Origin of the sequence: Flavobacterium crassostreae (assembly GCF_001831475.1) — a bacterium.
Taxonomy (GTDB): Bacteria; Bacteroidota; Bacteroidia; order Flavobacteriales; family Flavobacteriaceae; genus Flavobacterium; species Flavobacterium crassostreae.
Window position 1 is genome coordinate 1,278,036 of sequence record NZ_CP017688.1, and the last position, 25,796, is coordinate 1,303,831.

The window sequence follows — 25,796 nt, forward strand, 5'->3', positions numbered from 1 at the left end:
TGTTTTGGTGCCCCCAAAAGATGCTTTCGGGGCTATAATAATGGTGTAGATAGGCTGTTTGTAAATTTTTTAAAAGCTAAAAATATTTTTTAAGGTCAAATGGGTTAATTAGAATATCTTTGCATTTCTAAAATTATACTCATGACATTACCAGAAATTCTTACCCCTTCTATTAAAAAAGCAGTACATGCTTTATTTGACGTAGCTATTGACAAAGTTGAATTTCAAACTACCCGGAAAGAATTTGAAGGCGATATAACGATGGTTATTTTTCCTTTATTGAAACGCATTAAAGGCAACCCAGTAGAATTAGGAACCAAAATAGGAAATTATTTGGTCGAAAACCTTGATGCAGTGCATGGATTTAATGTTGTATCTGGATTCTTAAATATCGGGATCTCGGATGCGTACTATCTGGATTTCTTTAACCAAATTAGAACCGATGCCCACTATGGTTTTGTAACTCCCAATCCTGAGGACAAAGCAATAATGGTAGAATATTCTTCTCCCAATACCAACAAACCACTGCATTTAGGACATGTGCGCAACAACCTTTTGGGGTATTCTGTTGCTGAAATTCTGAAAGCATCCGGAAAAAAGGTGTACAAAACGCAAATTATCAACGATAGAGGTATTCATATTTGTAAATCCATGCTGGCTTGGCAAAAGTTTGGCCATGGCGCAACACCAGAAAGTACGGGTTTAAAAGGAGATAAACTAGTTGGGGATTATTATGTAGCTTTTGATAAAACCTATAAAGAAGAAATTGCGCAGTTACTGACCGAAGGCAAAACTGAAGAAGAGGCCAAAAAACATGCGTCAATCATTTTAGAAGCACAAGAAATGCTCCTGCAATGGGAAGCTGGCGATACTACCGTTAAAGCACTTTGGGAAAAAATGAACCAATGGGTGTATGACGGTTTTGCGATTACATACAAAAATTTAGGCGTTGACTTTGATAAATACTACTACGAAAGCAATACGTATTTGCTTGGAAAAGATGTGGTTAGTGTTGGTCTCGAAAAAGGAATCTTTGAAAAAGATCCAGACGGTTCTGTTTGGATTGATTTGACCGACGAAGGTTTGGATCGTAAGATTGTTTTGCGTTCAGACGGAACTGCAGTGTACATGACCCAAGATATTGGTACGGCAATCCAGCGTGTAAAAGACATGCCAGATGTAGGCGGAATGGTCTACACCGTGGGGAACGAACAAGATTACCATTTTAAAGTATTGTTTTTGATACTCAAAAAATTAGGTTTTGACTGGGCTGCAAATTTAGCCCACTTGTCTTATGGTATGGTAGATTTGCCTTCCGGCAAAATGAAAAGCCGCGAAGGAACCGTAGTAGATGCCGATGATTTGATGCACGAAATGACCACTACTGCCCAAAAAATAGCCGAAGATTTAGGCAAACTAGAGGGGTATTCAGACCCAGAAAAAGCCAAATTATATAACACCATTGGTTTGGGAGCTTTGAAGTATTATATCTTAAAGGTAGATCCCAAAAAACGTATTCTCTTTAATCCAGAAGAGTCCGTAGATTTTGCAGGAAATACTGGCCCATTTATTCAGTACACCTACGCAAGAATCCAATCGATTATACGCAAAGCCAATTTTGATTTTTCGGATACTTCGGCATTGGTTGCATTACACCCAAAAGAAAAAGAACTAGTAAAACAAATTGCATTATTCCCGGAGGCAATTCAAAACGCGGCCCAAAATCATAGTCCAGCTCTTTTGGCTAATTATACCTATGATTTGGTGAAAGAGTACAATTCATTTTACCAAGGGGTTTCTATTTTGGGAGAAGAAGAAAACAACAAAAAAGTATTTAGAGTACAGCTTTCCAAAAAAGTAGCCGATACCATTGCAGCCTCTTTTGGACTCTTAGGGATTCAGGTTCCGGAGCGAATGTAAAATCAGAACGGGCTGCTCCTTTGTGACTCAGAACCTTTGTGGCTTTCTAACTTTATATTATATTTGCAATTCCTAAAACAACAATTACATGTTTGATAATTTAAGCGATAAACTAGACAAAGCCTTTCATATACTTAAAGGGCACGGAAAAATAACCGAAGTAAACGTAGCCGAAACTTTAAAAGAGGTTAGACGCGCTTTGCTGGATGCCGATGTGAATTTTAAAATTGCCAAAGATTTTACCACTAGGGTAAAAGAAAAAGCAATTGGGCAAGACGTATTGACTACTTTGCAACCAGGGCAGTTATTGGTAAAACTTGTAAAAGACGAGCTTACAGAATTAATGGGAGGCGATGTTGCAGGGATTACTCTTTCCGGAACACCCACCGTTATATTAATGTCTGGTTTGCAAGGATCCGGAAAAACTACTTTTTCAGGAAAGTTAGCAAATTATCTTCAAACCAAAAAAAGTAAAAAACCCTTGTTGGTTGCCTGTGACATTTACCGGCCAGCGGCCATCCAACAATTGTATGTTGTAGGAGACGCAATAGGTGTAGAGGTGTACTCTGAACCAGAAAACAAAAATCCAGTAGAAATTGCTCAAAATGCCATCAAGCATGCCAAAGCAAACGGATTTAATGTAGTTATTGTGGATACTGCAGGACGTCTTGCAGTAGATCAAGAAATGATGGACGAAATTGCTCGTGTTCATAAAGCAATACAACCGCAAGAAACCTTATTTGTGGTGGATGCCATGACGGGTCAAGATGCCGTGAATACCGCAAAAGCCTTTAATGATATTTTAAATTTTGACGGAGTTGTTCTAACAAAATTAGATGGAGATACCCGTGGAGGAGCTGCGCTATCGATCAAATCGGTAGTCAATAAACCAATTAAGTTTGTTGGAACCGGCGAAAAAATGGACGCCCTAGACGTGTTCTATCCTGTACGTATGGCAGAGCGTATCTTGGGTATGGGAGATGTGGTGTCTTTGGTAGAAAGAGCTCAAGAACAATTTGATGAAGATGAGGCTAGAAAAATCCAAAAGAAAATTGCTAAAAATGAATTTGGATTTGATGATTTCTTATCTCAAATACAGCAAGTAAAAAAGATGGGAAACATGAAAGACTTGGTTGGGATGATTCCAGGCGCTTCTAAAGCCATGAAAGACGTAGAGATCGAAGACGATGCTTTTAAACACATAGAGGCAATAATTCATTCGATGACGCCATTAGAACGAACCAAGCCATCGGTGATTGATGTAAAAAGAAAAGCTAGGATTGCAAAAGGCTCTGGTGTAAAAGTAGAGCAAGTTAACCAACTCATGAAGCAATTTGATCAAATGAGTAAGATGATGAAAATGATGCAAGGACCAGGAGGCAAAAACTTAATGAAAATGATGGGAGGCATGAAAGGAATGCCCGGAGGGATGCCAAGATAAAAAATGTAAGGTTTAAGATTTCTAAAGAAATTTTGAACCTTAAATTTTTACAACAAATTATACTAACGTATTGTTTTGGTTTTAAAAGGGCCACTATTCTAGACCTTTTAAATACCTTAAAGCATTAAATTATACTACTATGCAACTACTAGACGGAAAAAAAACAGCAGAAGACATTAAGGCTGAAATTGCAATCGAAGTGCAAAAAATGATTACAAACGCAGAGAAGGTACCGCATCTTGCAGCAGTTATTGTAGGTAATGATGGAGCAAGCCTTACTTATGTAGGTAGCAAGGTAAAAGCATGCCAAAGAGTAGGTTTTGAATCTACTTTAGTCAAAATGCCTAGTACCACCTCAGAAACAGAGTTGCTAAAAAAAATAAAAGAACTAAACGAAGACAATGCCATTGATGGGTTTATTGTCCAGCTGCCCTTGCCAGTGCAAATTGATGAGCAAAAAGTACTGATGGCTATTGATCCAAGTAAGGATGTAGATGGGTTCCATCCGGAGAATTTTGGAAAAATGGCACTAGATATGACAACTTTTATCCCAGCAACCCCTTTTGGAATATTAGAATTATTAGAACGCTATGGTGTAGAGACACAAGGAAAGCATACCGTAGTGATTGGGCGGAGCCATATTGTGGGCCGTCCGATGAGTATTTTGATGGGTAGAAAAGGATTTCCTGGAAATTCTACCGTTACTTTGACTCATAGTTATACCAAAAACATTGCACAAATTACTACGCAAGCAGATATTATTATTACCGCACTTGGAGTGCCTAATTATCTTAAAGCAGAGATGGTCAAAGATGGCGCAGTGGTTATTGATGTAGGGATTACTAGGGTGAGTGATGATACCAAAGAAAAAGGATATAGAATTACCGGAGATGTAGATTTTGATAATGTGAGCAAAAAAGCCAGTTTTATAACACCAGTTCCAGGAGGAGTAGGGCCAATGACTATTGCCATGCTAATGAAAAACACCCTTTTGGCTCGAGAAATGAAACGAGATAAAAATTAAGGAAGAGGCTACTGCAATACTCCCAAATGTATTTTGAAATACTAATAAAACACCCCAAAAAGCAACGGTTATTTTGGGGTGTCTTTATTAAAAGCGAATAGGATGTATTGTAGCCAATACCAATAACTAGTTGCTGTGTAAAATATAAGGGATAGATTTAGGAAACAAATTCACTTTCAAAAAGTGCTGCAAAATGTTTCAAGATGCTAGCTTTTACTTTGGCTTCATCTACTTTTTCGACACCTAGTTCTACATGTAAAGAAGTAACTGCTTTACCTCTAATTCCGCAAGGGATAATATGGTCAAAATAGCCCAAATCGGTGTTTACATTTAAGGCAAATCCGTGCATGGTGACCCAACGGGAGGCGCGTACGCCCATGGCGCATATTTTGCGGGCAAAGGGGGTGCCAACTCCTAACCATACGCCTGTTTCTCCTGGACTACGGCCACATTCTAAACCGTACTCTTGTAGGGTCAAAATAATAGATTCTTCCAGAAAACGCAGGTATTTATGGATGTCTGTAAAAAAATTTTCAAGATCCAATATGGGATATCCCACAATTTGACCTGGACCATGGTAGGTGATGTCTCCACCGCGATTTATTTTATAAAAAGTAGCGCCTTTATCTGCCAATTGTTTTTCAGACAAAAGTAGGTTGCTAAAATCCCCACTCTTGCCCAGCGTGTAAACATGCGGATGGCTTACAAAAAGAAAGTAATTTGGGGTGGCTAACTCCAATTCTTCTCGTCGGTTTTGCATCTTTAAGGCTACAATGGCTTTGAACAATTCTTCTTGGTATTCCCAGGTTGTTTTGTAGTCTTTGGTTCCTAAATCTTGGAGTTGTATTTTGTTGTTCATGTGGTTCAAATTCTGCTTTAAAGCTTTAATGCCTATTCTCGGAAAGATTTTCTAGAGGAATGCTTTTCACAAAACGCTTTCGGTCTTGGGCTATTCCTCTGGCATCGATACGGTTTTTGTTTTTTTGTAAAAGGATAGGCAATAGAATAGGTGGATTTGTTTGAAAAATCACCTAACTTTTTTAAAAATTCATCTTCGGGATCTTCTTGTTTTTTTGGGCAAAGATACAAACTCTATACGGAATTGCTAAACTCTTGGGGATACTTAATTCTAGATACGAGGTATTGTAAACTAGCCCCGATTGGAAGCGGTATCCCACGCCTTTTTTTGGGCGTGGATAAAGCGGAAAGCGGGACAGAATTGGATAAGGTGTGCGGACTTAATGCTCCAGAATCTGCGCTGGCTTGGGTTGCTATTTTAGCAGAGGCTGTTTTTTTGTTATTTTAACACATAAAGACTATCTTTGTGCTCTTAAAAATCAGAGTAAAATGGCATTATCCGAACAAGAAATTATCCGTAGAGAAAAACTACAAAACTTACGAAACTTAGGGATTAACCCGTATCCTGCTAATCTTTTTGCTGTAGATCATACTTCCAAACAAATAAAGGAAAGCTTTGAAGAGGGCAAGAAGGTTGTTGTGGCTGGGCGTTTGATGAGTGTTAGAGACCAAGGTAAGGCCTGTTTTGCGGAACTGCAAGATAGCGAGGGACGTATTCAGTTGTACGTGAATCGGGATGTATTGTGTGTTGGAGAGGATAAAACGCTTTATAATCAGGTTTTTAAAAAATTAACGGATCTAGGGGATTTTATTGGTATTGAAGGAGAATTGTTTACCACCAAGGTAGGCGCTCAGTGTATTAGGGTGGATGGGTTTACTTTTTTGAGTAAAACGTTACGTCCGTTGCCGTTGCCAAAAGTGGACGAGGATGGAAAGGTACATGATGCTTTTAACGATGCCGAATTGCGTTATAGAATGCGCTACGTAGATTTGACGGTGAACCAAAACGTAAAGCAAACGTTTGTTAAAAGAACAAAATTGTTCAACGCCATGCGTGGTTTTTTTAACGATGCTGGATATCTTGAGGTCGAAACGCCTATTTTGCAATCCATTCCGGGTGGTGCAGCGGCGCGTCCGTTTATTACGCATCATAACTCTCTTGATATGCCGTTGTATATGCGTATAGCAAATGAGTTATATTTAAAAAGATTAATCGTAGGTGGATTTGATGGGGTGTATGAGTTTTCTAAAAATTTCCGTAACGAGGGAATGGATAGAACACACAATCCAGAATTTACTGCCATGGAAATATATGTAGCCTACAAGGACTACAACTGGATGATGGAGTTTACGGAGAACTTACTGGAACATTGCGCCATTGGTGTAAATGGTACTAGTGAAGCTACTTTTGGAGAACACAAAATCAACTTTAAAGCACCTTATGCTCGTGTGACCATGACGGATTCTATCCAGCATTTTACTGGTTTTGATATTTCTGGCAAAACCGAAGCAGAACTTTTTGAAGCTGCCAAAGCAATGGGAATTGAAGTAGATGCTACCATGGGGAAAGGGAAATTGATTGACGAAATTTTTGGCGCTAAATGCGAAGGAAATTATATTCAGCCTACATTTATCACGGACTATCCAAAGGAGATGTCTCCGCTTTGTAAAGAGCACCGGGATAATCCGGAATTAACGGAGCGTTTTGAATTAATGGTTTGTGGTAAAGAAGTAGCAAATGCTTATTCGGAACTAAATGACCCTATTGATCAAAGAGCTCGTTTTGAGGATCAAATGCGTTTGGCTGAAAAAGGGGATGACGAGGCCTCTGGAATTATTGATGAAGATTTTTTGAGAGCACTAGAATATGGTATGCCACCAACCTCTGGATTAGGGATTGGAATGGATCGTTTGATGATGTTTTTGACTAATAATGCTTCGATTCAAGAAGTATTGTTTTTTCCTCAAATGAGACCAGAGAAAAAACAAATCACGGTAGAGCTTGAAGCAGACGAGAAAACAATTGTAGCCATTCTAGAGGCCAATGACAACCAAATGGAGTTTGGATTGCTCAAAATAAAATCCGAATTAAGCGGTAAAAAATGGGATAAAGCCATGAAAAACCTTTCGGCACTTGGAATGACCGAAGTAGTTGTTGCAGATAATGGCAAGGCATGTAGATTGAAAGGCTAAACCATAATTGCTAAACACTAGCGTTATAAATAAAAACAAACCCGACAGCTGTATACGCTGTCGGGTTTGTTTTTTTAGACTAATTCAGGAATTGAAATAGTTAGTAACTCTTGTTTGTATAGGGGTAATAATTGGGTTTCGGTATTTGCAAATGGGGCATCAGTAAAGAGTGTTTCGTAGTAGTTAATTCCGTCTAAAAGATTGTTCTTGAAAGAGTTCCATTTTTTAATTTGCCCTGCGTTGATTGTTTCGGATACGGTTTGAATTTCGTTTTTTAAATAATCCAGGTACATTTTGAGTTCTTTAACAAACATATTGGGGCGGTTTGTATTGGTTACAACATTCGCATTTCCGTAAATGTGTTGCACCATTTGTGTCAAAGAAACTTCTTGGTCAAAATAAGCCATGTTAGGCCCCGGACAAATAACAACTCCTTGTTCTTGTCCTTTGATTTGTATGTCGTTTTCAAGATAGATGGCATTGGCTAAACCAACACAAAGACAGGATTTGTCTGTGATTTTATTTTTGGCGTTAGTATACATGGCGTCGCTTAAATTGGCTTTGTTATCTGCTAACTCTTGGAGTTTTATATCTTGGTATTTTTTGGAGGCGGTACAAATTCCTTCGGGGCCTAATTCTTTACTCAGAGCCAAAAACTTTTTGGGACAAGAGCTTCCTGCTTTGTTTTCTTGAATTCGTTTTTGTTTTAAGGCTTCGTTTGTGGTTCCTTTTAGGGTATTGAACGGAATTCCTAAAGGAGAAATAGGGCTGAGGTACAAATCTTCTTCGTTAGCTTTGGCTAGTAATTCGCGGGTATGGGGATCCACGGAGGTTGCTTCTGGAACCAATAAAAATGGAGAGCCCCAGCCAATAGAGTCTACTTGGTAATGAGAGAGCAAAAAGTCGTGTTCTGCGGCGGTTCCTACCCCTCCTTGAACGGTGATTTTTAATTCTAGTGGATTCTCTGGAACGGGTTTGCCTTTGGTAGTTAGGGCTTTTACCATTAGTTCGTGTGCGGAGGCTATTAATTGTTCTTTTTTGGCTTTAAATTCTTCTAGAATAGGTCCTAGCAAATGCCCTTCGGTGGCAAAGGCATGTCCTCCGCAATTTAATCCCGACTCAATCCGGTATTCAGAAACCCAAAGCCCTTTTTTGGCCAAAAAATTGCCTTGTATCATCGCAGATCTAAAGTCGCTCACTTTAAGGATTATTTTTTTGCTTAATTGGTTGTTGTTGTCCGGAAAAAAAACATCAAAATTCTCAAAATAACTGTACAATCTGGGGTTCATGCCTGCCGAAAGAACCACAGAGGAGGTCAAAGTACTGTTGGCAAAGCCACGTAATGAGGCGTGGGCATCATTGAATTCTGTAGGTAATTGCTCGTTTTTGTTAAAGTTGTCTTTATCTACCTTGGTCATGATGTTAACATCAATTGCTCCAGTGGTAAGGTGGTTGTCTATATAGTTTTTGAGCGCTTCTTTGCCTTCTTCAAGCTTGCCTTGTAGACCTTGTTTGACGGCAGATTTATTAGGTAACATGGCAATATAGTTTTCTAAGACAATTTTGCTTTCGGTTAACTCGGTTTTAAAAGCTTCAAATTTTTGCTTTACAATAGTGTCTACTAAATTAAGATACGAAGTGACCCGTTCTGCACGATAATCTTGCATTTTTTGGGTAATTTCGTGGTACGGAAGATGAAATTTAGAACTATAAAAAGCACTCATTTTTTCTATTAAATCATCATCAATAATAGAAATTACTGAAGAAATCCCATATTTAGCCACTCTAATCGGACTGTCAATGGTGTAAGCGAGTCCCATCACCGGAATGTGAAAGGTATGTACTGGTTTAGTAATGGTCATAGACATATTTTTTAAAAATAATAATCTACAAATATTGCTATTCTATCCCGTTAAAAACCTGATATTTATCATTGGGCTTTTTTTTTAACGAATAATTTAGAGCACATCATTTTTTTGTACCGAACTAAAAACCCGCTTGATGGTTTTTGTTTGAATTCTAAAATAAGTCAAAGCAAACCCTATTTTATGCCAAAAAAATACCGCAACAAAGCTATTTGTTGCGGTAAGTAGTATACACTAGCCAGGTGGCGTTTAATAATCGTTTTTATTTTTAAACCTAGGATCGTTTCTCTGGATAAACTCGGTTTTCCTTCTAGGGATTTCTTCCTTTGGTAAACTTGCTTCTTCTGTTTTGCTTGAAGGAGCTATAAGTGCATTGAGCTCTTTTATTTCGGCATCGGTCAAATCACGGTAACGCCCCACCGGAACATCTAGAGAAATGTTTATAATACGGATGCGTTTTAGCGCAGTAACCTCGTATCCAAGATATTCACACATTCTACGAATTTGGCGGTTTAAACCCTGAGTCAGAATAATTTTAAAAATATATTTACTGATTTGTTCTACTTTACATTTTCGGGTAACGGTATCTAGTATGGGCACGCCATTGCCCATCCGTTCTATAAAACGATCTGTAATGGGTTTGTTTACCGTTACGGTATATTCTTTTTCGTGGTTGTTTCTGGCCCGAAGTATTTTGTTCACAATATCGCCATCATTGGTCATAAAAATCAAGCCTTCACTGGCTTTGTCTAGCCTACCTATTGGGAAAATTCGTTTAGAATAATTGATGTAATCTACAATATTATTGCGCACCTCTAAATTAGTGGTGCATTCAATACCAATGGGTTTGTAAAAAGCAAGATACACCGATTTTTCGTTTTTTTCTCTAATTAAAGTACCATCAATACGCACTTCATCTTTAAAAGAAACTTTGGTTCCAAGCTCTGGTACCACACCGTTTATGGTTACCCTACCTTCTGCAATGATTTTGTCTGCTTCACGGCGGGAGCAATAGCCTGTTTCTCCTATAAATTTATTAAGACGTTTTAAATTTTCTTCCATACTACAAAAGTAATACTAAATTGTGTAATGGTGGAGAGGCTGGATTATTTAATTTGGGCGTTTTGGTAAAAGGAAATTTATTTTTTGGATATAAACGTGTTGGAGTCAAACAAAAAATGTGCAATTTTTGTATAAAGTGCCGCATCATGCATGCTGTGTCCGAGTCCATTTGTTTCTACCAAAACAGCTTCTTTCCAGTGTTGTGCTATTTTTTGCGCTTCTTTAAACAAAACAATGCTGTCTGAGATGTCATGTGCTATAAATCCTTTGGTTGTAATTTGAGAGGCAAAATACTTTCCAGAAAAATCCTTTAGGTTCAAATCAAAATGGGTTTTATAGTGCTTTTCGAGACCTTTGTAGATGGTAGTATTCAAGCCCAGCATCTGGATGTAATTGTGGAGAATAACTTTAAAATCACTCGGAGATCCTAAAATCACCATTTTTTGGATAGCGTTGTTTTGGTATGTAGCTTGGTAGTATAAGCAGGTTTTGGCGCCTAACGAATGCCCTATTATATATTGTGGTTGGTGTTTTTGGGCTACTATATTTATAAAAGAAGCATATTGAGGGATGTTAAATTCTTTTCCGCTAGAGAGTCCATGAGCGGGTCCATCTAGAGCAATAATGGTGCTGCCCGATTTTTTTAAATAAGGCAAAATGTTTTCCCAACGCGAAGCATTGCTTTCCCAGCCATGAACTAATAAAATAACGGTTTGGTTGCCACTCCAGATATAGGTTTGAAAATGGGCGTTGTGGTGGTAATGGGTAGTAGTTTCTGCTTCTTGCAAAATAGCAGGTAGCTTGTCTTTGGTAAATTTGCCTTCTCGTGGTTCGCTAAAAAGCGCATAAGCAAGTTGCACGGCTTTGTTTGGAGCGATATAGCTCAGTAGATTGATGTAGGCTCCAATAGATTTGGCAACAATTGTTTTAACTATTTTTTTCATAATAAAAAAGTCCCGATAGGGTAGGTATCGGGACTTAAATATAATTAAAATTTAGAAAACAATTTTTCCATTTTTTCTTTTTCTTCCTCAGCCAAGGTGCTGTCTACCAAAATTCTTCCAGAATGTTCGTCAGTGATGATTTTTTTTCTTGAAGCAATCTCTACTTGGGTTTGTGGTGGAATCGTAAAAAACGATCCTGCAGAAGCGCCTCTTTCAATAGATACTACTGCTAAACCATTACGAACACTGGTTCTTATTCTGGTATACGCTGCAAGTAATCTGTCTTCAATGGTGCTTTGAAACTCAAGTGATTTTTCGGTCAAGTATGCTTCTTCTTTAGCTGTTTCAGACAAGATGGCCTCTAACTCCGATTTTTTATGCTTTAAGTGGTTGGATTTTGTTTCTAATCTTTCTTTAGATTGAGAAATAACTTCTTTTTTGTGTTCAATCGAAGCCTTCATTTCTTTGATTTGCTTTTCGGCTAATTGAATTTCAAGTTCTTGAAATTCTACTTCTTTGGTTAAAGAGTTAAATTCTCGGTTGTTACGAACGGTTTCTTGTTGTTTCGTATATTTTTTGATGGCTTCTTTGTGCTCATCAATTGCATTCTTTTTTGACTTGATTAGGTCTTCAATTACTTCAAGTTCTCCTTTCAATTTCTCCGAACGAGTGCTTAAACCAGCAACTTCATCTTCTAGATCTTCCACCTCAAGAGGAAGTTCCCCTCTTACATTTCTAATTTCGTCAATTCTAGAGTCAATCAATTGTAAATCGTAGATTGCTCTTAACTTGTCCTCAACACTTAATTCTTTCGTATTCGCCATATTCTATAAGTACTTAACTGGATTTGTATTTTCTTCAGATAAAATGATTGCAAAATTAAGGATTTTTTTCCGAAGAAAATCAACAATATAATTTTTTGTATAGCGTTCGCTCTCAAAATGTCCAATATCTGCCAAAAGTAAGCTATTTTCGGCTTCGTAAAACTGATGGTATTTTAAATCTGCAGTCAAAAAAGCATCGGCTCCAGCCAAAATTGCATTTTTTATGGCATAACTTCCGGATCCACCCAATACGGCAACTTTTTGTATTTTGGTATCTCTAAGGACAGAATGACGAATGCCCTCGGCGCCCATTTTGTCTTTAACTAACCGCAAAAAATCTATTTCGGTCATGGGTGCTTCAAATTCGGCTAGCATTCCGAGGCCAATATTTTGATGGGTGTTTTTTAAATCATAAACTTCGTAGGCTACTTCTTCGTAAATGTGGTTGGTAAATAGTGCTTTTAAAATTTTGGATTCTAAATGTTTTTCAAAGGTAACTTCTATCTTTATCTCTTGGGCTTCTATTAGTTCCAAACGGTTTCCGATTACAGGGTTGCTGTTTTCGCCTCCTTTGTAGGTACTAGTGCCTGTGGAGGTAAAGCTGCAGTTTTCGTAATTTCCGATTTGTCCAGCACCAGCCTCAAAGAGCGCTTCTCTTACTTTAAGGACATTTTCGGCAATGGTATAGGTGACTAATTTACGGATGTACTGTTGTTTTGGGATTAAAATTTTGGCATTTTTGAGGCCAAGGGCGTCGCAAAATATTTTGTTAACTCCTTCGGGATGGTTGTCTAGGGCAGTATGAACAGCATAAATGGCAATGTCATTGCGTATGGCCTTGGCAATGGCTCGGGCTACATAATTTTGTCCAATTATTTTTTTTAGTCCTGAGAACAAAATAGGATGAAAACAAACGATCAGGTTGCAATCCTTTACAATAGCTTCCTCAATTACACTCTCTAAGGCATCATGACAAACCAAAACTCCCGTGGCTGGCACATCTGGATTCCCTACTAATAACCCTACGTTGTCAAAATCTTCGGCATAGGCCAATGGAGCCATTTGCTCAAGAACGGTAAGTATTTCTTTTATTTTCATGGTTGCTTTTTTGTGACAAACAAATTAACGAATAAACAAATCAATTTTAAAATAAAAAAATTACTTTCGTGAAATGAAGCTACTCCGACAACTACTTTTTCCGTTTGCCATTATATATGGTTGGATCACCCGTATTCGTAATTTTTGTTTTGATACCGGGATTTTAAAATCCTATTCTTTTGATTTGCCAGTGATTGCTGTAGGTAATTTGAGTGTTGGTGGAACCGGAAAAACGCCTCAAATTGAGTATCTAATCCGATTGCTTCAACAGGATTATCGTGTGGCTACTCTAAGCCGGGGTTACAAACGCGAATCCAAAGGTTTTGTGCTTGCGGATGCAGATGCAAATGCCAGAATACTTGGCGATGAGCCCTTTCAATACTATCAAAAATTTAAAAAAATTCAGGTAGCGGTAGATGCCAATCGCAAAAACGGCATAGAGCAATTGCTATTGCAAAAGCCAAAACCACAGGTGATTTTGTTAGATGATGCCTACCAGCACCGCAAGGTAAAAGCGGGTTTTTATGTGTTGCTTACCTCTTATGGAGAGTTGTATTCAGAGGACAGGATGTTGCCTACTGGAAATCTAAGAGAGTATGCCAGTGGTGCCAAACGAGCCCATGTGGTTGTGGTCACTAAATGTCCGGTAGGGCTTTCTGAGCAAGAGCAAAATTCTATAAGAGATAAATTAAAGCTAACCAAAGAACAGGCTTTGTTTTTTAGCACCATTGCATACCAAGATAGTTTGTGTTCTGAAAAAACAACTCTAATGGTGCAGGATATCATCCAAGAAGACAAAGTGCTTGTAGCCGGAATTGCTAAGCCAGAGCCCTTTTTTGCGCACCTACAAACGGCAAATTCGGTGCAAATTCGGTATCCAGACCACCATCATTTTACTACAAAAGACATTTTAGAGATTAAAAAACAATCTCAAAATAAAATACTAATTACGACCGAGAAAGATTTTATGAGGCTAAAAGATAGTGTTCTAAAGGAGCAATTGTATTATTTGCCCATTAGTAGCGCATTTTTAAATAATGAAGAAGCGTTTAGAGCAAAAATAAAAAATTATGTAGCGACCAATGTAACAAAGCCAGCCTAGATGCCAAATGGATAATGCGGTATTTGTTATTATAAACAGAGTAGTTTTTTAAAAAAAGATAGCCTAATTTGGGTAATACATACTTGCGCCACGATCAAACGTTTTTCGCTGTTTTTGAGATTGCAGAATGCATCAAGTTTTAAACACGAGAGACTATTTCGGTTAGAGGTGTTTTTAAATAAAGGACCCCGTATTAAGAGAGATTTTGCAAAATAATGCTATAAAAATCTTCGGGAGTAAATGGTTTGGTAACCACATCATTCATCCCAAAAGAAAGCAGCATTTCTCTATTTTCGTCTAGAGATATTGCCGTAACAGCAATAATCGGGGTGATGGTATTGAATTTTCGGATTTCCTTGGTGGCAACAGTGCCATTAATCCCTGGCAAATGCACATCCATGAGTACCAAATCATAGGCATGACGTTTTAGGTGTTCCATGGCCTCCTCGCCGTTATCAATTATCACTGAATGAACCCCTTTGTTTTTGAGCATTGTTTTGGTGATCATTTGGTTGATTTTGTTGTCTTCCACAATGAGAATTTTTTTATTTTGTAAAGCACTATAATCCGTTGCTTTGGTTTGTTGGGTACTATAATTTTTGTTTTCTTCAATATCCAATTCCAAATCAAACGAAAAGGCAGATCCTGTCCCTAGGGTGCTTTTTAAATGCATTTTTCCGCCCAAAATAGTCACTAGTTTTTTTACAATGGTCAACCCCAGGCCTGTGCCGCCATACTTTCGGTTTATTTCTGTGGATCCTTGCGTGAAACTCTCAAATACGGTTTCTAGTTTGTTTTCCGGAATTCCTATTCCGGTGTCTGTTATCACAAAAGATAAAAAAGCTTTTTGCGGACTCAATTGTTTTACTTTGGCAGTAACAAACACCTCTCCATCTTGGGTAAATTTGAGTGCATTGTTTATTAAATTCATGAATATTTGCGAAATTTTCATCGGATCTCCTCTCAAAATTTCTGGAATTTCTGGATCCATACTAAGCGCAAAGTGGTTGTTGTTTTTTTGGGCCAACTCTTTCAAAGAGTTTTGAATATCTTCGAGGAGTTTTTTGAGATTAAAACTAATGTTTTCCACTTCGGTTTTATTGGCCTCAATTTTGTTTATTTCTAATATTTCGTTGATAAATGTGGCTAAATAGTTTGCAGAAAATTTCAGAGAAGAAAGATAGTGCAGTTGGGATTTTTTAGGATTTTCTTCTAACAACAAATGCGTTAATCCATTAATGGCATTCAAGGGAGTGCGCAATTCATGGCTTACTGTAGAGAGAAATTCAGATCGGGCCTCGGAGGCTTTTTCTATTTTTTCTTTGGCAAGGAGCAGCTCGTTATTTTTTTCTTTGAGCAACAAGTTGGATTTGTTTCGGATGATATTATTTTTGTACAAAGACAGGCTTAACAAAGACAAGATAGCAATCAAGGCTACTGCTAATATATTGATGAGTTTAGAGAATTTACTAGTTCTTTCTTTCTCAGCATTTTGTTTGTTTAATTGTGCCACGCTTTTTAGGCGTTGTTCTTTTTTAAAATTTTCATAATCATCGATTTCTAATTTTTGATTGTTTAAAATTTCAAAATTTTCTTTTAGATTTAAGTAGAGTTTCAAATACGCAAAAGCCTTGTTTTTTTCGAGCATTCTTTCGTGAATAGTACTCAGGGCTAACAGTATGTTGAGGCGTTGTTCTAAATTTTGACCACTACTATTTAACTCATAGGCTTTCTTGAAATAGCTTAGGGCAAAATTAAATCGTTTGTTGGCCGCCTCAATGAGACCCATTTGGTAGTAGGCTTCGGTTTTGGTTTCCAAGTTTTTGGAGGTAGTAGGCTCAGAAATTACGGTGTTAAAAAAAACAGTGCTTTTTTCGAGAGCTCCTTTTGCTTTATAAATAATTGCTTGCTGCAGCGTAATGGCACGATTATAAGTAGTTATATTTAGTTTTTTGGCAATAGATAAGCTTTTTTTAAAGCAGGTTTCTGCAACATCATAATTTTGTTGCTTCATTTTGACCAACCCTAAATAATAATAGACGATGGAGTAGGTGCTTGAGATGGGTAGGTTTTTGAACAAATAAATACTTTGATTAAAAAAATCGGCTGCATCGTTGTTTTTTTTTAAATCATAATATATTTTGCCTAATTGAAATATTTGTACCGCTTTGTGGTAAGAATCTTGTTTGGACTCGCTATAATTAATTGCTTTTTGGGTATAATCAATCGCATTTTTGTAATGGTTTTTTGCAATGCTAGATTGCGCTAAACCTGTATAAAAAGAGAGGCTATCTAAGGGCTCTTTTTTTTGTGCATGCATCAAGATGCTGAAAAACAGGATAAAAGCCCAAAAATAATTCATAGTACTCTATTTTGTCCTGGTTAACAGAATTAAGTCAATTAGTCGGGAACAATAACCAATTTCGTTATCGTACCAACCCACTACTTTAACCATTTTGTCAATTACAGAGGTTAGTTGGGCATCAAAAACACAAGAATTTTTATTACCTATAATATCTACAGAAACAATAGGATCTTCGGTATAGTCCAAAATTCCTTTTAGACTAGTTTGCGAAGCGTTTTTAAAAGCAGCGTTAATCTCGGCAATAGTTACCGCCCGTTTTACATTAAAAGTAATGTCCGTAAGAGAACCATCGGGCACTGGCACTCGTATGCCACAGCCACCAATTTTGCCGTCTAAATCTGGAAAAATTTTGGTCAATGCCTTAGCAGCTCCAGTGGTTGTTGGCACAATAGATTGGCTCGCACCACGCGCTCTACGTAAGTCTTTATGCGGTTGGTCATGCAAACTTTGGTCCGTAGTGTAGGAGTGAATAGTAGTGATGTAGGCTTGTTCAATACCGCAGAGTTCTTGTATTATCTTAATCATCGGAGCCGCATTGTTGGTAGTACAGCTCGCATTAGAAAGAATGGTTTCTGAACCGTCCAAAATAGCGTCATTAACCCCCAATACAACCGTTTTGATAGCATCTGTTTCAGAGGGAGCAGATAAAATCACTTTTTTTGCTCCAGCAATAAGGTGGTTGCGGAGCGCCTCATGGGTTTTATGCTTGCCAGTTGCTTCAATAACATAGTCAATACGGAGTTTTTTCCAGTCTAGATCCAGAATATTCTTTTCGTGCAAAAAAACAAAATGCTGCTCCTCAATACAAAACCCTTGCGAGTCCGTGTGTACCGTATGCGGCAAAACCCCATGTATGCTATCGTATTTTAATAAATGTGCCATGGTTTTGGTATCCGCAATATCATTTATGGCAACAACTTCTATGGTGGGATGGTTCAATAAAAGACGAAATAAATTTCGACCAATTCTTCCAAAGCCATTTATGGCAACTCTTGTTTTCAATTTTTTAAAATTAATCAGTTATTTGGATTAAATAGGGATGCTTATTTTATAAAATATGTTTTTGTGCTTTGTACGAAGAGCGCACAAGCGGTCCGCTTTCCACGTGTCTAAAACCTAACTCCAATCCAAATTTTTCGTAAATAGCAAATTGTTCTGGAGTTATAAACTCTTTAACGGGCAAATGTTTTTTACTTGGTTGTAAGTATTGGCCTATAGTCACAACATCCACATTAGCCTCACGCAGGTCTCTCAAGGTCTGAAAAACCTCTTCCTCAAGCTCTCCCAACCCCAACATAATTCCGGATTTAGTACGGCGGATGCCTTTTTCTTTCAAATAACGCAATACCTCCAAACTACGGTCGTATTTAGCCTGAATACGCACTTCTCTAGTAAGCCTTCTAACCGTTTCCACATTATGAGAAACCACCTCTGGATTGGCCTGCACAATACGATCAATATTTCTTTCAATTCCTTGAAAATCAGGTATTAAAGTCTCCAAGGTAGTAGTAGGGTTCATTCTACGGATGGCTTTTACGGTTTCAATCCATATAATAGACCCACCATCTTTTAAATCATCCCTATCCACGCTCGTAATTACAGCATGTTTAATGTTCATTATTTTGATAGAACGAGCCACTTTTTCTGGTTCATCCCATTCCACCGTCTCAGGTCTTCCTGTTTTCACCCCGCAAAACCCGCAAGAACGAGTACACGTATTTCCTAAAATCATAAAAGTAGCCGTTCCTTCGCCCCAGCATTCGCCCATATTGGGGCAACTCCCCGAAGTACAAATGGTATTTAAGCTATATTTGTCCACAAGACCTCTGAGTTCCGTATATTTTTTTCCGATAGGCAACTTTACCTTCAACCATTTTGGTTTGGTTATTGTTTTTTCCGTTTGATCCGCTGTTGCCACGGCTAAATTATTTTCTAAAACAGTTTTCATAAAATTCATTTTTCAATATACAAAGATACATAATGTGTACCTAAAACACACAATTTGACCCGCCAAGGTTTCAGATAGTTTTTTGTTTTTAGGAGCAATTTCCAGCTATCCGCTCTATCTTTTATACCCCAAAACCGCTCTTTACAGCGGTTTTGGGGCACAAAAGGATGCCGCTACTATCTGGGCTAGGGCATTATCTACAAAACAAACAACCCAAAACAATAGCTAAAAGCCATAAAATAGTTGCAAAACCCACCCATTTAGTGGAGCTGCACCGTAATGGGCAAATTATAAGCAGTACGCACCGCCTTAGATCCCACCATAGCTGGAGACCATTTCATTTTCATGGCTTTCAAAACTCGGATAGCCTCTTTGTCCAGGCCATACCCCGGATTATTCATAACCTGAATCGCAGTCATAGAACCATCCTTTTCTATCACAAAAGACACATAGATCCGTATGTTATGCGTGCCATAAATTTCAGGACTCACAAATTGATGCGCTATAAAACGATAAAATGCCTCTATACCACCCGGAAATTCTGGTAACTTGTCCAACACCGCACCCGATACCAACGTGTTTCCATAGTCCGTAGGAGCAGTAACGGCAGCCGTACCTCCAGAATCTAGAGACCCTAGAGTTGGGGCCCCGGTGGCATCGGTAGCCGTTGGAGCCATTGCCAGAACCTCTTTATTAAGGGCGCTATCTGGAGTAGCCAAATCTGCCTTAACAATAGTAGGGTTGGCAAGTAATTTTGGAGCAGCTACATCAGGTACTTTTGCTACTGCAGCTTTTACTGCAGGCATTTGAGGCGGTGTAGTAGCTAGAGTTATTGGCGTAATTTGAATAATTTTTTCTATAGGATCCAGTACGGTTTCTATAATAAGAGCAGGATGGTTATAAAACAGTCCAATTGCTTTGGGAGCGCCAATTAAGGTAGCGCACAACAACACCCCTATACCGAGTGCAAAAAAAGAAGTCTTTGCATTCTCCTTGCGCAATACATACGCCCCGTATTCTTTGTTTTTGTTTTCAAAAACCAGATCGATCCAGTTGGTTTCGTAAATGCTTGATTTAGACATAATTTAAAGATTTAAAGGTTAGGTAGTTCTTAAATCATAAGCAAATAAGTATTTAAAGCATAACGAAAACCCTAAAAGGATTATTGTTCCAATTTAGTTAATTAGCTTCAATACAAAGAGTCTAAATCACAATAATTTTAAATAAATCTAATAAAGCGAAGTTTTTTTTACAGAAAAACAAAAAGCACTACTAGCGTTTGCTTTGGATAATCTCTGCCAGTAATTTTTTGGCACGCAGCAATTTTATCTTCACATTGCTTAAAGGTTCGTTAATAGTAGTGGCAATTTCTTGGTAGCTCATTTCCTGAAAGTACCGCAATTGTATTACCTCTTGGTAATGCGGCTGCAGTTCTTTAATACATTGTAATAAACGCGAAAGATTTTGTTGCGTAATCAGTTCGTCTTCAGCAGATGGCGTGGTATCTGCAATATTGTAGGCTTTTTGGTCCTCTCGGTTTGTGATTTCAACAAATAGATTGGTCTTTTTTTTGCGCATTACATCAATATGCACGTTTTTGGCAATAGTAATTAACCAAGTATTGAATTGAAATGCAGTGTTGTACGTGCCGATTTTATCAAAGGCTTTAGAGAACGTTTCAATAGTAATATCCTCGGCAGTGGTTTGGTTTTCGGTACGCTTGAGCATAAAGGCATATACCTGATTCCAATACTGATTCAATAGAAAGGTAAAGGCAACTTGATCTCCTTTTTTGGCTTTTTCTATTTGTTTGGCTACTTCCAATGGGTTGGTTTTGAGAAGATATTTAGTATAAAAACATGTAATTGGGTAACAATAAGCACCAGTTCTACCACCGGAAACCAATATTTTAAATCTTTTTCGTCTAATTTTAAACTAGTGTAGCCCACCACAGTCCAGGCGCAAAAATACCGAATTAAAATTAGGCCCAATACTAGCATCCACTGAAACTCAAAAGCCAACAATACCACAGCAGTTATCAGAAATAAAAGTTGGGAGCCATAAAATAGCCCAAGCTTAAATTGGTCTCGTTTTTTGTAATGGTTTGCTGTAGTAATATGGCGTCTTTTTTGGGTTATCCAAGCCTTATAATTTGTTTTGGGTTTTGAATAGGTAAAGCTTTCTTTGGTATAAACAAGGGCAGTATTTTTGGCATTGGCAGCCTCATTTATAAATAAATCATCATCACCAGACCTTACTTGGATGTGGCTAATAAACCCATTTACATCAAAAAAAACCTCTTTTTTATAGGCAAGGTTTCTTCCAACGCCCATATAAGGACTACCAACTTTTGCCCACGAAAAATATTGCAGTGCTGTTAGCAGGGTTTCAAAACGAATTATTTTATTCAAAAAAGAGTTGGCCACTTTTTCGTAACCACCATATCCCAGAACAATGGTTTTTTGCATCGTAAATTGGGCACTCATTGCAGTTATCCAATCTTTAGAATTAGGATAGCAATCCGCATCCGTAAAAAGCAAATAGTCTTTTTTGGCGGCTTTTATTCCTAAGGTTAAGGCATATTTTTTATTACCCCAAAAGGCTTCGTTATTGGCTACTTTTACCAACCGAATATTTGGATATTGCTTTTCTAATTCTTCAAAAACATCCAAAGTATGGTCACTAGAGGCATCATCTATCAAAACAATTTCAAAATCAGGATAATCTTGTTGTGCCAAAAGCGGAATAAATTGTGCCACATTTTCCTCTTCATTTTTAGCACATACCACCACCGAAATGGGAAGTTTTTTGGGTACCGTATGTTGTTTTTTTGCAAAAGCAAATTTGCCAAAAATAGCGGCATAATAAACTAATTGTATAACAACAATACAAATAAAGAAGTATAGGATGGATATAAGCATTAGCGTTCAATAAATTTTCAAATAATCTGCAAAGATAGGCATACCAACAGTAAAATTAAACCATGCATTTAGAATTAATACTAAAATAATACCCAAATTAGGCTCTAAAGTATTCTGGAAACTTGTATCCGACTTTATTGAAGCTTCTTTCTTACATTTTTAATTTTTTTTTCTGAAAAAAAACATACCTAAGCCATTCTAGAAACAAGACAGCCAGAAGTGGTTTTATAACCATATTTGGATCTAGATGATATTGACTTCGGCCTCGATAGCAATACCAAAAGTGTCCAAAATAGTTTGTTGTATTGTTTTGGATACCTCTAAAATTTCTTGACCTGTTGCTTGCCCATAATTCACTAAAACAAGAGCTTGATTTTTGTGTATTCCGGCGTCGCCAAAACGTTTGCCTTTAAAACCTGCTTGCTCAATGAGCCATCCTGCAGGAACTTTTACTTGGGTTGCAGATATTTCAAAAAATTTCATCTCCGGAAATTTAGCCAAAATAGGTTGGAACGCAGTTTTAGAAAGAATAGGGTTTTTAAAAAAACTACCACTGTTTCCTAATTCTTTTGGATCCGGCAACTTGCTTTTTCGGATTGCAATTACGGCATTACTGATGTCTTTTAAACTAGGGTTTGTAATGTTTTTTTGCGCCAATTGGTTGGTAATATCTCCATAAGAGGTATTGATCTGGTGGTTTTTTTTGGTCAATTTAAAAACCACCGATGTAATGATATACTGGTCTTTAGCGGTATTTTTAAAAATGCTTTCACGGTAGCCAAAATGGCATTGCTCTTTAGTGAAGGTGACTTCTTCTTGGTTTTGGATGGCAATAGCCGTACAGGATACAAAACAATCTTTGATTTCGGTGCCATAAGCGCCAATGTTTTGCACAGGCGTGGTACCTACGTTTCCAGGAATAAGGGACATATTCTCTAATCCGCCAAAATCTTGGTTGATGGTCCAGAGCACAAATTCATGCCAGTTTTCTCCAGCCTGACTCTCTACCCAAACATACGCGTCATTCTGTTGGATTATTTTTTTGCCTTTTAAATCCACATGCACCACCAAAGCATCAATATCTTTGGTTAACAACATATTGCTACCTCCGCCAAGTATAAATTTAGGAACCAAGTGGGTTTTTGCCAAAAGCGTTTTTAATTCCATAACAGAGTGTACGGCAACAAACTCTTTGGCCTTGGCTTCAATGCCAAAAGTATTGTAGTTTTTTAAAGAAAAGTCATGCTGGATTTCCATAAAATAAGGTGCTTTGTATTAGTGTAAACAGGCCTCAAAAGTAAGAATTAAAATTTAGTTGGATACGTTTTTAACCAAATATGCATCATAAATAAGGGCAGGATGTATGCAGCCATCCGTGGGTCTCCTTTCTGGAAATTACGAACTAGTTTGCGGCCATCCAAGTGGTTAAAATAAGGCATTTCAAAGAGTTCGCTTGCAGCAAAAGAGCTTAATTCTTGTTTAAAAACAGCACTTTTTATTAAATAATCTCCCCATGGTGCGCTCAGTCCTATTTTTTTAAAATTCAAAATTTCTGAAGGTAAGCGTTCTTGCATGGCCGTTTTTAGAATGTATTTGCCTTTTTTGCCCCTAAAAAACCATTGGTCATCCAAGCTTCCGAGTCCGGTGATTAGTCGTTGGTCTAAAAATGGTTCTCTACATTCTATCCCAGCCCCCATAGTAGTGCGGTCATTTCTGTCTAATAAAGAGTTGAGGTAGGTGTGTTGGTCAAAGTATAAGGCTTGACGTCTTAAATTGTTAGGATATACTTCTTTGGCCTCTTGATAAATATGGTTTCTGTACTGGTTTTGAGGTGCTCTAAGTAAGCCAAATTGTTTTGCAATATCTGGTGGATAGATGTTACAACCATTATAAAGTACCAAACCAGCATGAGTTGGTATTTGCGCATAGCGGATTAGTTTTTCGTAACGTGCTTTTTGGGCAAAAAGACCAAAGCTACCCATCTTGGCAATTATACCAAGTAAGGAAGGATATTGCAAGGGTTTATAGCGCACATAACCTCCCATTAGTTCATCGGCACCTTCGCCGGAGAGCAATACTTTTACCTTGCTTTTGGCTTTTTGTGCAATGGTCAAAAGGTGCGGTTCATTCAGGTGCATGATTGGTTCGTCTTGAAAATAGGTAGCGTTTAAAAGTTGCTCGTATAACTGGTAGTCTTCTAATTGTATGGTCTCAAAAGGATATTCTAGTTGGTCCGATAGCATTTTTGCCAAATGAGATTCGTTGTGTTGCTTCTCTTTAAAGCCAATATTAAAGGTGCTAATATTTTTAAAATTTTGCGCCTTTAGAGAAGCCAAAATAGAAGAAGAATCCAGGCCTCCACTGAGCAAAACTCCTACAGGAGCATCACTAACCATGCGGAGTTTTACGGAGGCATCTAAGGTGGAGGTAAACCAGTCTACTGGATTTTGGATGGTAGCTTGGTTTTGGATTTCGTGTTTTAAATCCCACCATTTTTGGACCACAACTTTTTGGTTTGGATAAATGTGGATATGGTGGCCAGGAAGTACTTTTTTTACGTTTTGATACAAGGTGTTTTCGCCGGCAACAAAACGGTTAAAAACATATTCTTCTAGAGAGTCTTGTGCTATTTTTAGAGGTACACCTGCTGCAAATAAGGCTTTTTGCTCTGAGGCAAAATACAGCGTTTGGTTGTAAAAGCTATAATATAATGGTTTGACTCCCATTCGGTCTCGGGCCAGAACCAATTTTTTTTGTTCGGTATCCCAAATTGCAAACGCAAACATACCGTTGAGGCGGGGTAGCATTTCTAGCCCATACAATTGGTAGAGAAGCAAGAGCACCTCTGTATCTGAGCTGGTTTTTAATACAAACCCTTTGTTTTTTAATTCGGGATAAAAATCTTTAAAATTATATATTTCGCCATTATATACCATTATATAACGTTGGTTCTGGGAAACAAAAGGCTGTTTGGCTGCAGCCGAAAGATCCAAAATAGACAAACGTCTGTGGCCTAGTCCAAGATTGTTTTCGATAAAAACCCCCTTGTCATCAGGTCCCCTGTGTTCTAGCGCATCCCGCATTTTGGTAACACAACTAAGGGACACTTTTTTTTGGGATTGAAGATGTAATATTCCGTTTATTCCGCACATGGTTGTTGGTCTTGATGGCTCCAAAGGAGCTCGTGGTATTTTTGGGCGATTAGTGCCATATTGATTTGGTAATTGGCCTGTTGTTGTACTAAATTTAAATTAAAATCGAGAGCCTTGCTACGGTATTCGGGTTGCTTATAGGTATTCAAAATAGTTTCGGCAAGGGTTTGGTAATCTCCAACGGCAACCAAAGACCCGTTTTGATTGTGGGTGATCCATTGCTGATTGCCGGCAATATCCGACACAATTGGGTAGCAGTGGGTAGCCATGGCCTCAAATAAAGAAGCCGAAACTCCTTCGGTATTTGGCATGCTGAGGTAGTAATTTGCTTTTTGTAAATGTTGGGGTAACTCCGTGTACAACACGCTGCCTAAAAAGCGTACTTTTTGCTGGAGTTGCAGTCTAGAGGTTTGTTTTTTTAAATCGCTCATGCAGCTGCCATCTCCCAGAATGGTGAGCTCAAAATCAACGCCTTTTTGGTCTAATATTGCAAAGGCTTTCAGAATAACTTCGTGCCCATACTCTGGGGTTAAAGAACGCGTTACTATAGCATGTATTTTTTGGGTCGCCAATGCAGTATTAGGTTTAAAGCGTTTTAGATCAATCCCTTTGGGCAGAACCAGTACTTTTTGCATGTTTGCACCAGCGGCCAGCATAGCAGGAGTCATCACGGATCCCCAAGCGTGTATCAAATGGGCTTTCTGGAAGGTGTATTGCTGCATTATTTTTTTTATAGGATAGCTCAAAGAGCCAATAGGCCACAAGTCTGTGATGCCTTGTTGGGCTATCACAATACAATTGGCACCCGAGAGTGCTGCCAGAAAACCATAACTTGTGGTGCGTTCGGCAACCACTAGATCTGGCTGTACGGATCGTACTATTTTTCGGATTTTAAAAATAGCGGTCACAAATTCGAAACCTCGCAACCAGCGGTTTTTAAAGCTATTTGAGGGTGTTTGGAGCTCCCAACTCTGGATCTCAAAACCGCCAAATTCTTGGAGTCCTTTTTGCCAAGTAATTGCATCAGCGCGATAGGTTTCGCCCAAAAAAAGTATTTTTCTTTTTTGCATGTTCCTAGA

20 protein-coding genes are annotated in these 25,796 nt (G+C 38.1%); 5 read left to right on the plus strand and 15 right to left on the minus strand.

Annotation, left to right across the window (positions count from 1 at the left end):
• Positions 1–141 precede the first annotated feature (141 nt).
• The 3 genes from argS to LB076_RS05790 all read left to right on the plus strand — a co-directional run bounded on the left by argS (position 142) and on the right by LB076_RS05790 (position 4,385).
• Positions 142–1,920: an arginine--tRNA ligase gene (argS, locus tag LB076_RS05780; RefSeq protein WP_066333839.1), complete on the plus strand. Its 1,779-nt coding sequence runs from the start codon at positions 142–144 to the stop codon at positions 1,918–1,920.
• 88 nt (positions 1,921–2,008) lie between these two features.
• On the plus strand, positions 2,009–3,361 hold the full coding sequence (gene ffh / locus LB076_RS05785) for a signal recognition particle protein (protein WP_066333836.1): 1,353 nt from the start codon (positions 2,009–2,011) through the stop codon (positions 3,359–3,361).
• Between the two features lie 139 nt (positions 3,362–3,500).
• The gene (locus LB076_RS05790) at positions 3,501–4,385 is read left to right on the plus strand and encodes a bifunctional 5,10-methylenetetrahydrofolate dehydrogenase/5,10-methenyltetrahydrofolate cyclohydrolase (RefSeq protein ID WP_066333833.1); all 885 of its coding nucleotides are present in this window, start codon (positions 3,501–3,503) and stop codon (positions 4,383–4,385) included.
• 157 nt (positions 4,386–4,542) lie between these two features.
• Here the strand turns inward: LB076_RS05790 and lipB are convergent, their stop codons facing one another.
• The gene (gene lipB / locus LB076_RS05795; RefSeq protein WP_066333831.1) at positions 4,543–5,244 is read right to left on the minus strand and encodes a lipoyl(octanoyl) transferase LipB; all 702 of its coding nucleotides are present in this window, start codon (positions 5,242–5,244) and stop codon (positions 4,543–4,545) included.
• Positions 5,245–5,732: 488 nt separating this feature from the next.
• On the opposite strand from lipB, the gene lysS reads away from it, so the two are divergent.
• The gene (lysS, locus tag LB076_RS05805; RefSeq protein ID WP_066333821.1) at positions 5,733–7,436 is read left to right on the plus strand and encodes a lysine--tRNA ligase; all 1,704 of its coding nucleotides are present in this window, start codon (positions 5,733–5,735) and stop codon (positions 7,434–7,436) included.
• 74 nt (positions 7,437–7,510) lie between these two features.
• Here lysS and LB076_RS05810 read toward each other — a convergent pair whose 3' ends face one another.
• From LB076_RS05810 to LB076_RS05830, 5 genes are all read right to left on the minus strand, one after another.
• Positions 7,511–9,298 carry a hypothetical protein gene (locus LB076_RS05810; RefSeq protein ID WP_066333818.1) on the minus strand — a complete coding sequence of 596 codons (1,788 nt, stop codon included), beginning with the start codon at positions 9,296–9,298 and terminating at the stop codon, positions 7,511–7,513.
• Positions 9,299–9,550: 252 nt separating this feature from the next.
• Positions 9,551–10,363: a 23S rRNA pseudouridine(2604) synthase RluF gene (rluF, locus tag LB076_RS05815; RefSeq protein WP_066333816.1), complete on the minus strand. Its 813-nt coding sequence runs from the start codon at positions 10,361–10,363 to the stop codon at positions 9,551–9,553.
• Between the two features lie 77 nt (positions 10,364–10,440).
• Positions 10,441–11,307 (minus strand): alpha/beta hydrolase, encoded by an 867-nt coding sequence (locus tag LB076_RS05820; RefSeq protein WP_066333814.1) that lies wholly within the window; start codon positions 11,305–11,307, stop codon positions 10,441–10,443.
• A 44-nt stretch (positions 11,308–11,351) separates the two neighbouring features.
• Positions 11,352–12,131, minus strand: a complete 780-nt coding sequence (locus LB076_RS05825; protein ID WP_066333813.1) for a zinc ribbon domain-containing protein — start codon at positions 12,129–12,131, stop codon at positions 11,352–11,354.
• Between the two features lie 3 nt (positions 12,132–12,134).
• Complete coding sequence (locus LB076_RS05830; RefSeq protein WP_066333812.1) at positions 12,135–13,229, minus strand: Nif3-like dinuclear metal center hexameric protein; 1,095 nt, start codon at positions 13,227–13,229, stop codon at positions 12,135–12,137.
• Between the two features lie 73 nt (positions 13,230–13,302).
• Here LB076_RS05830 and lpxK point away from each other — a divergent pair, with 73 nt between their 5' ends.
• Entirely contained in the window at positions 13,303–14,331 is a 1,029-nt protein-coding gene (lpxK, locus tag LB076_RS05835; RefSeq protein WP_066333810.1) for a tetraacyldisaccharide 4'-kinase, read from the plus strand.
• Positions 14,332–14,524: 193 nt separating this feature from the next.
• On the opposite strand, the gene LB076_RS05840 is transcribed toward lpxK, so the two are convergent.
• The 9 genes from LB076_RS05840 to LB076_RS05880 form a co-directional block, all read right to left on the minus strand.
• Complete coding sequence (locus LB076_RS05840; protein WP_066333802.1) at positions 14,525–16,693, minus strand: tetratricopeptide repeat-containing hybrid sensor histidine kinase/response regulator; 2,169 nt, start codon at positions 16,691–16,693, stop codon at positions 14,525–14,527.
• 6 nt (positions 16,694–16,699) lie between these two features.
• Positions 16,700–17,698, minus strand: a complete 999-nt coding sequence (gap, locus tag LB076_RS05845) for a type I glyceraldehyde-3-phosphate dehydrogenase (protein ID WP_066333657.1) — start codon at positions 17,696–17,698, stop codon at positions 16,700–16,702.
• A 46-nt stretch (positions 17,699–17,744) separates the two neighbouring features.
• Positions 17,745–18,644 carry a lipoyl synthase gene (gene lipA, locus LB076_RS05850; RefSeq protein ID WP_066333664.1) on the minus strand — a complete coding sequence of 300 codons (900 nt, stop codon included), beginning with the start codon at positions 18,642–18,644 and terminating at the stop codon, positions 17,745–17,747.
• Between the two features lie 260 nt (positions 18,645–18,904).
• Positions 18,905–19,726 (minus strand): energy transducer TonB, encoded by an 822-nt coding sequence (locus LB076_RS05855; protein ID WP_066333800.1) that lies wholly within the window; start codon positions 19,724–19,726, stop codon positions 18,905–18,907.
• A 190-nt stretch (positions 19,727–19,916) separates the two neighbouring features.
• Positions 19,917–20,468: an RNA polymerase sigma factor gene (locus tag LB076_RS05860; protein ID WP_066333793.1), complete on the minus strand. Its 552-nt coding sequence runs from the start codon at positions 20,466–20,468 to the stop codon at positions 19,917–19,919.
• Complete coding sequence (locus LB076_RS05865) at positions 20,459–21,565, minus strand: glycosyltransferase (protein ID WP_066333791.1); 1,107 nt, start codon at positions 21,563–21,565, stop codon at positions 20,459–20,461. Before LB076_RS05865 ends, LB076_RS05860 begins: the two co-directional genes overlap by 10 nt.
• Positions 21,566–21,808: 243 nt before the next feature.
• On the minus strand, positions 21,809–22,822 hold the full coding sequence (gene murB, locus LB076_RS05870) for a UDP-N-acetylmuramate dehydrogenase (RefSeq protein ID WP_066333790.1): 1,014 nt from the start codon (positions 22,820–22,822) through the stop codon (positions 21,809–21,811).
• Between the two features lie 47 nt (positions 22,823–22,869).
• Positions 22,870–24,741, minus strand: coding sequence for an asparagine synthase (glutamine-hydrolyzing) (gene asnB / locus LB076_RS05875; protein ID WP_176699277.1), 1,872 nt, complete (start codon positions 24,739–24,741; stop codon positions 22,870–22,872).
• On the minus strand, positions 24,705–25,787 hold the full coding sequence (locus tag LB076_RS05880; protein ID WP_066333785.1) for a glycosyltransferase: 1,083 nt from the start codon (positions 25,785–25,787) through the stop codon (positions 24,705–24,707). Before LB076_RS05880 ends, asnB begins: the two co-directional genes overlap by 37 nt.
• Between the last annotated feature and the right edge of the window lie 9 nt (positions 25,788–25,796).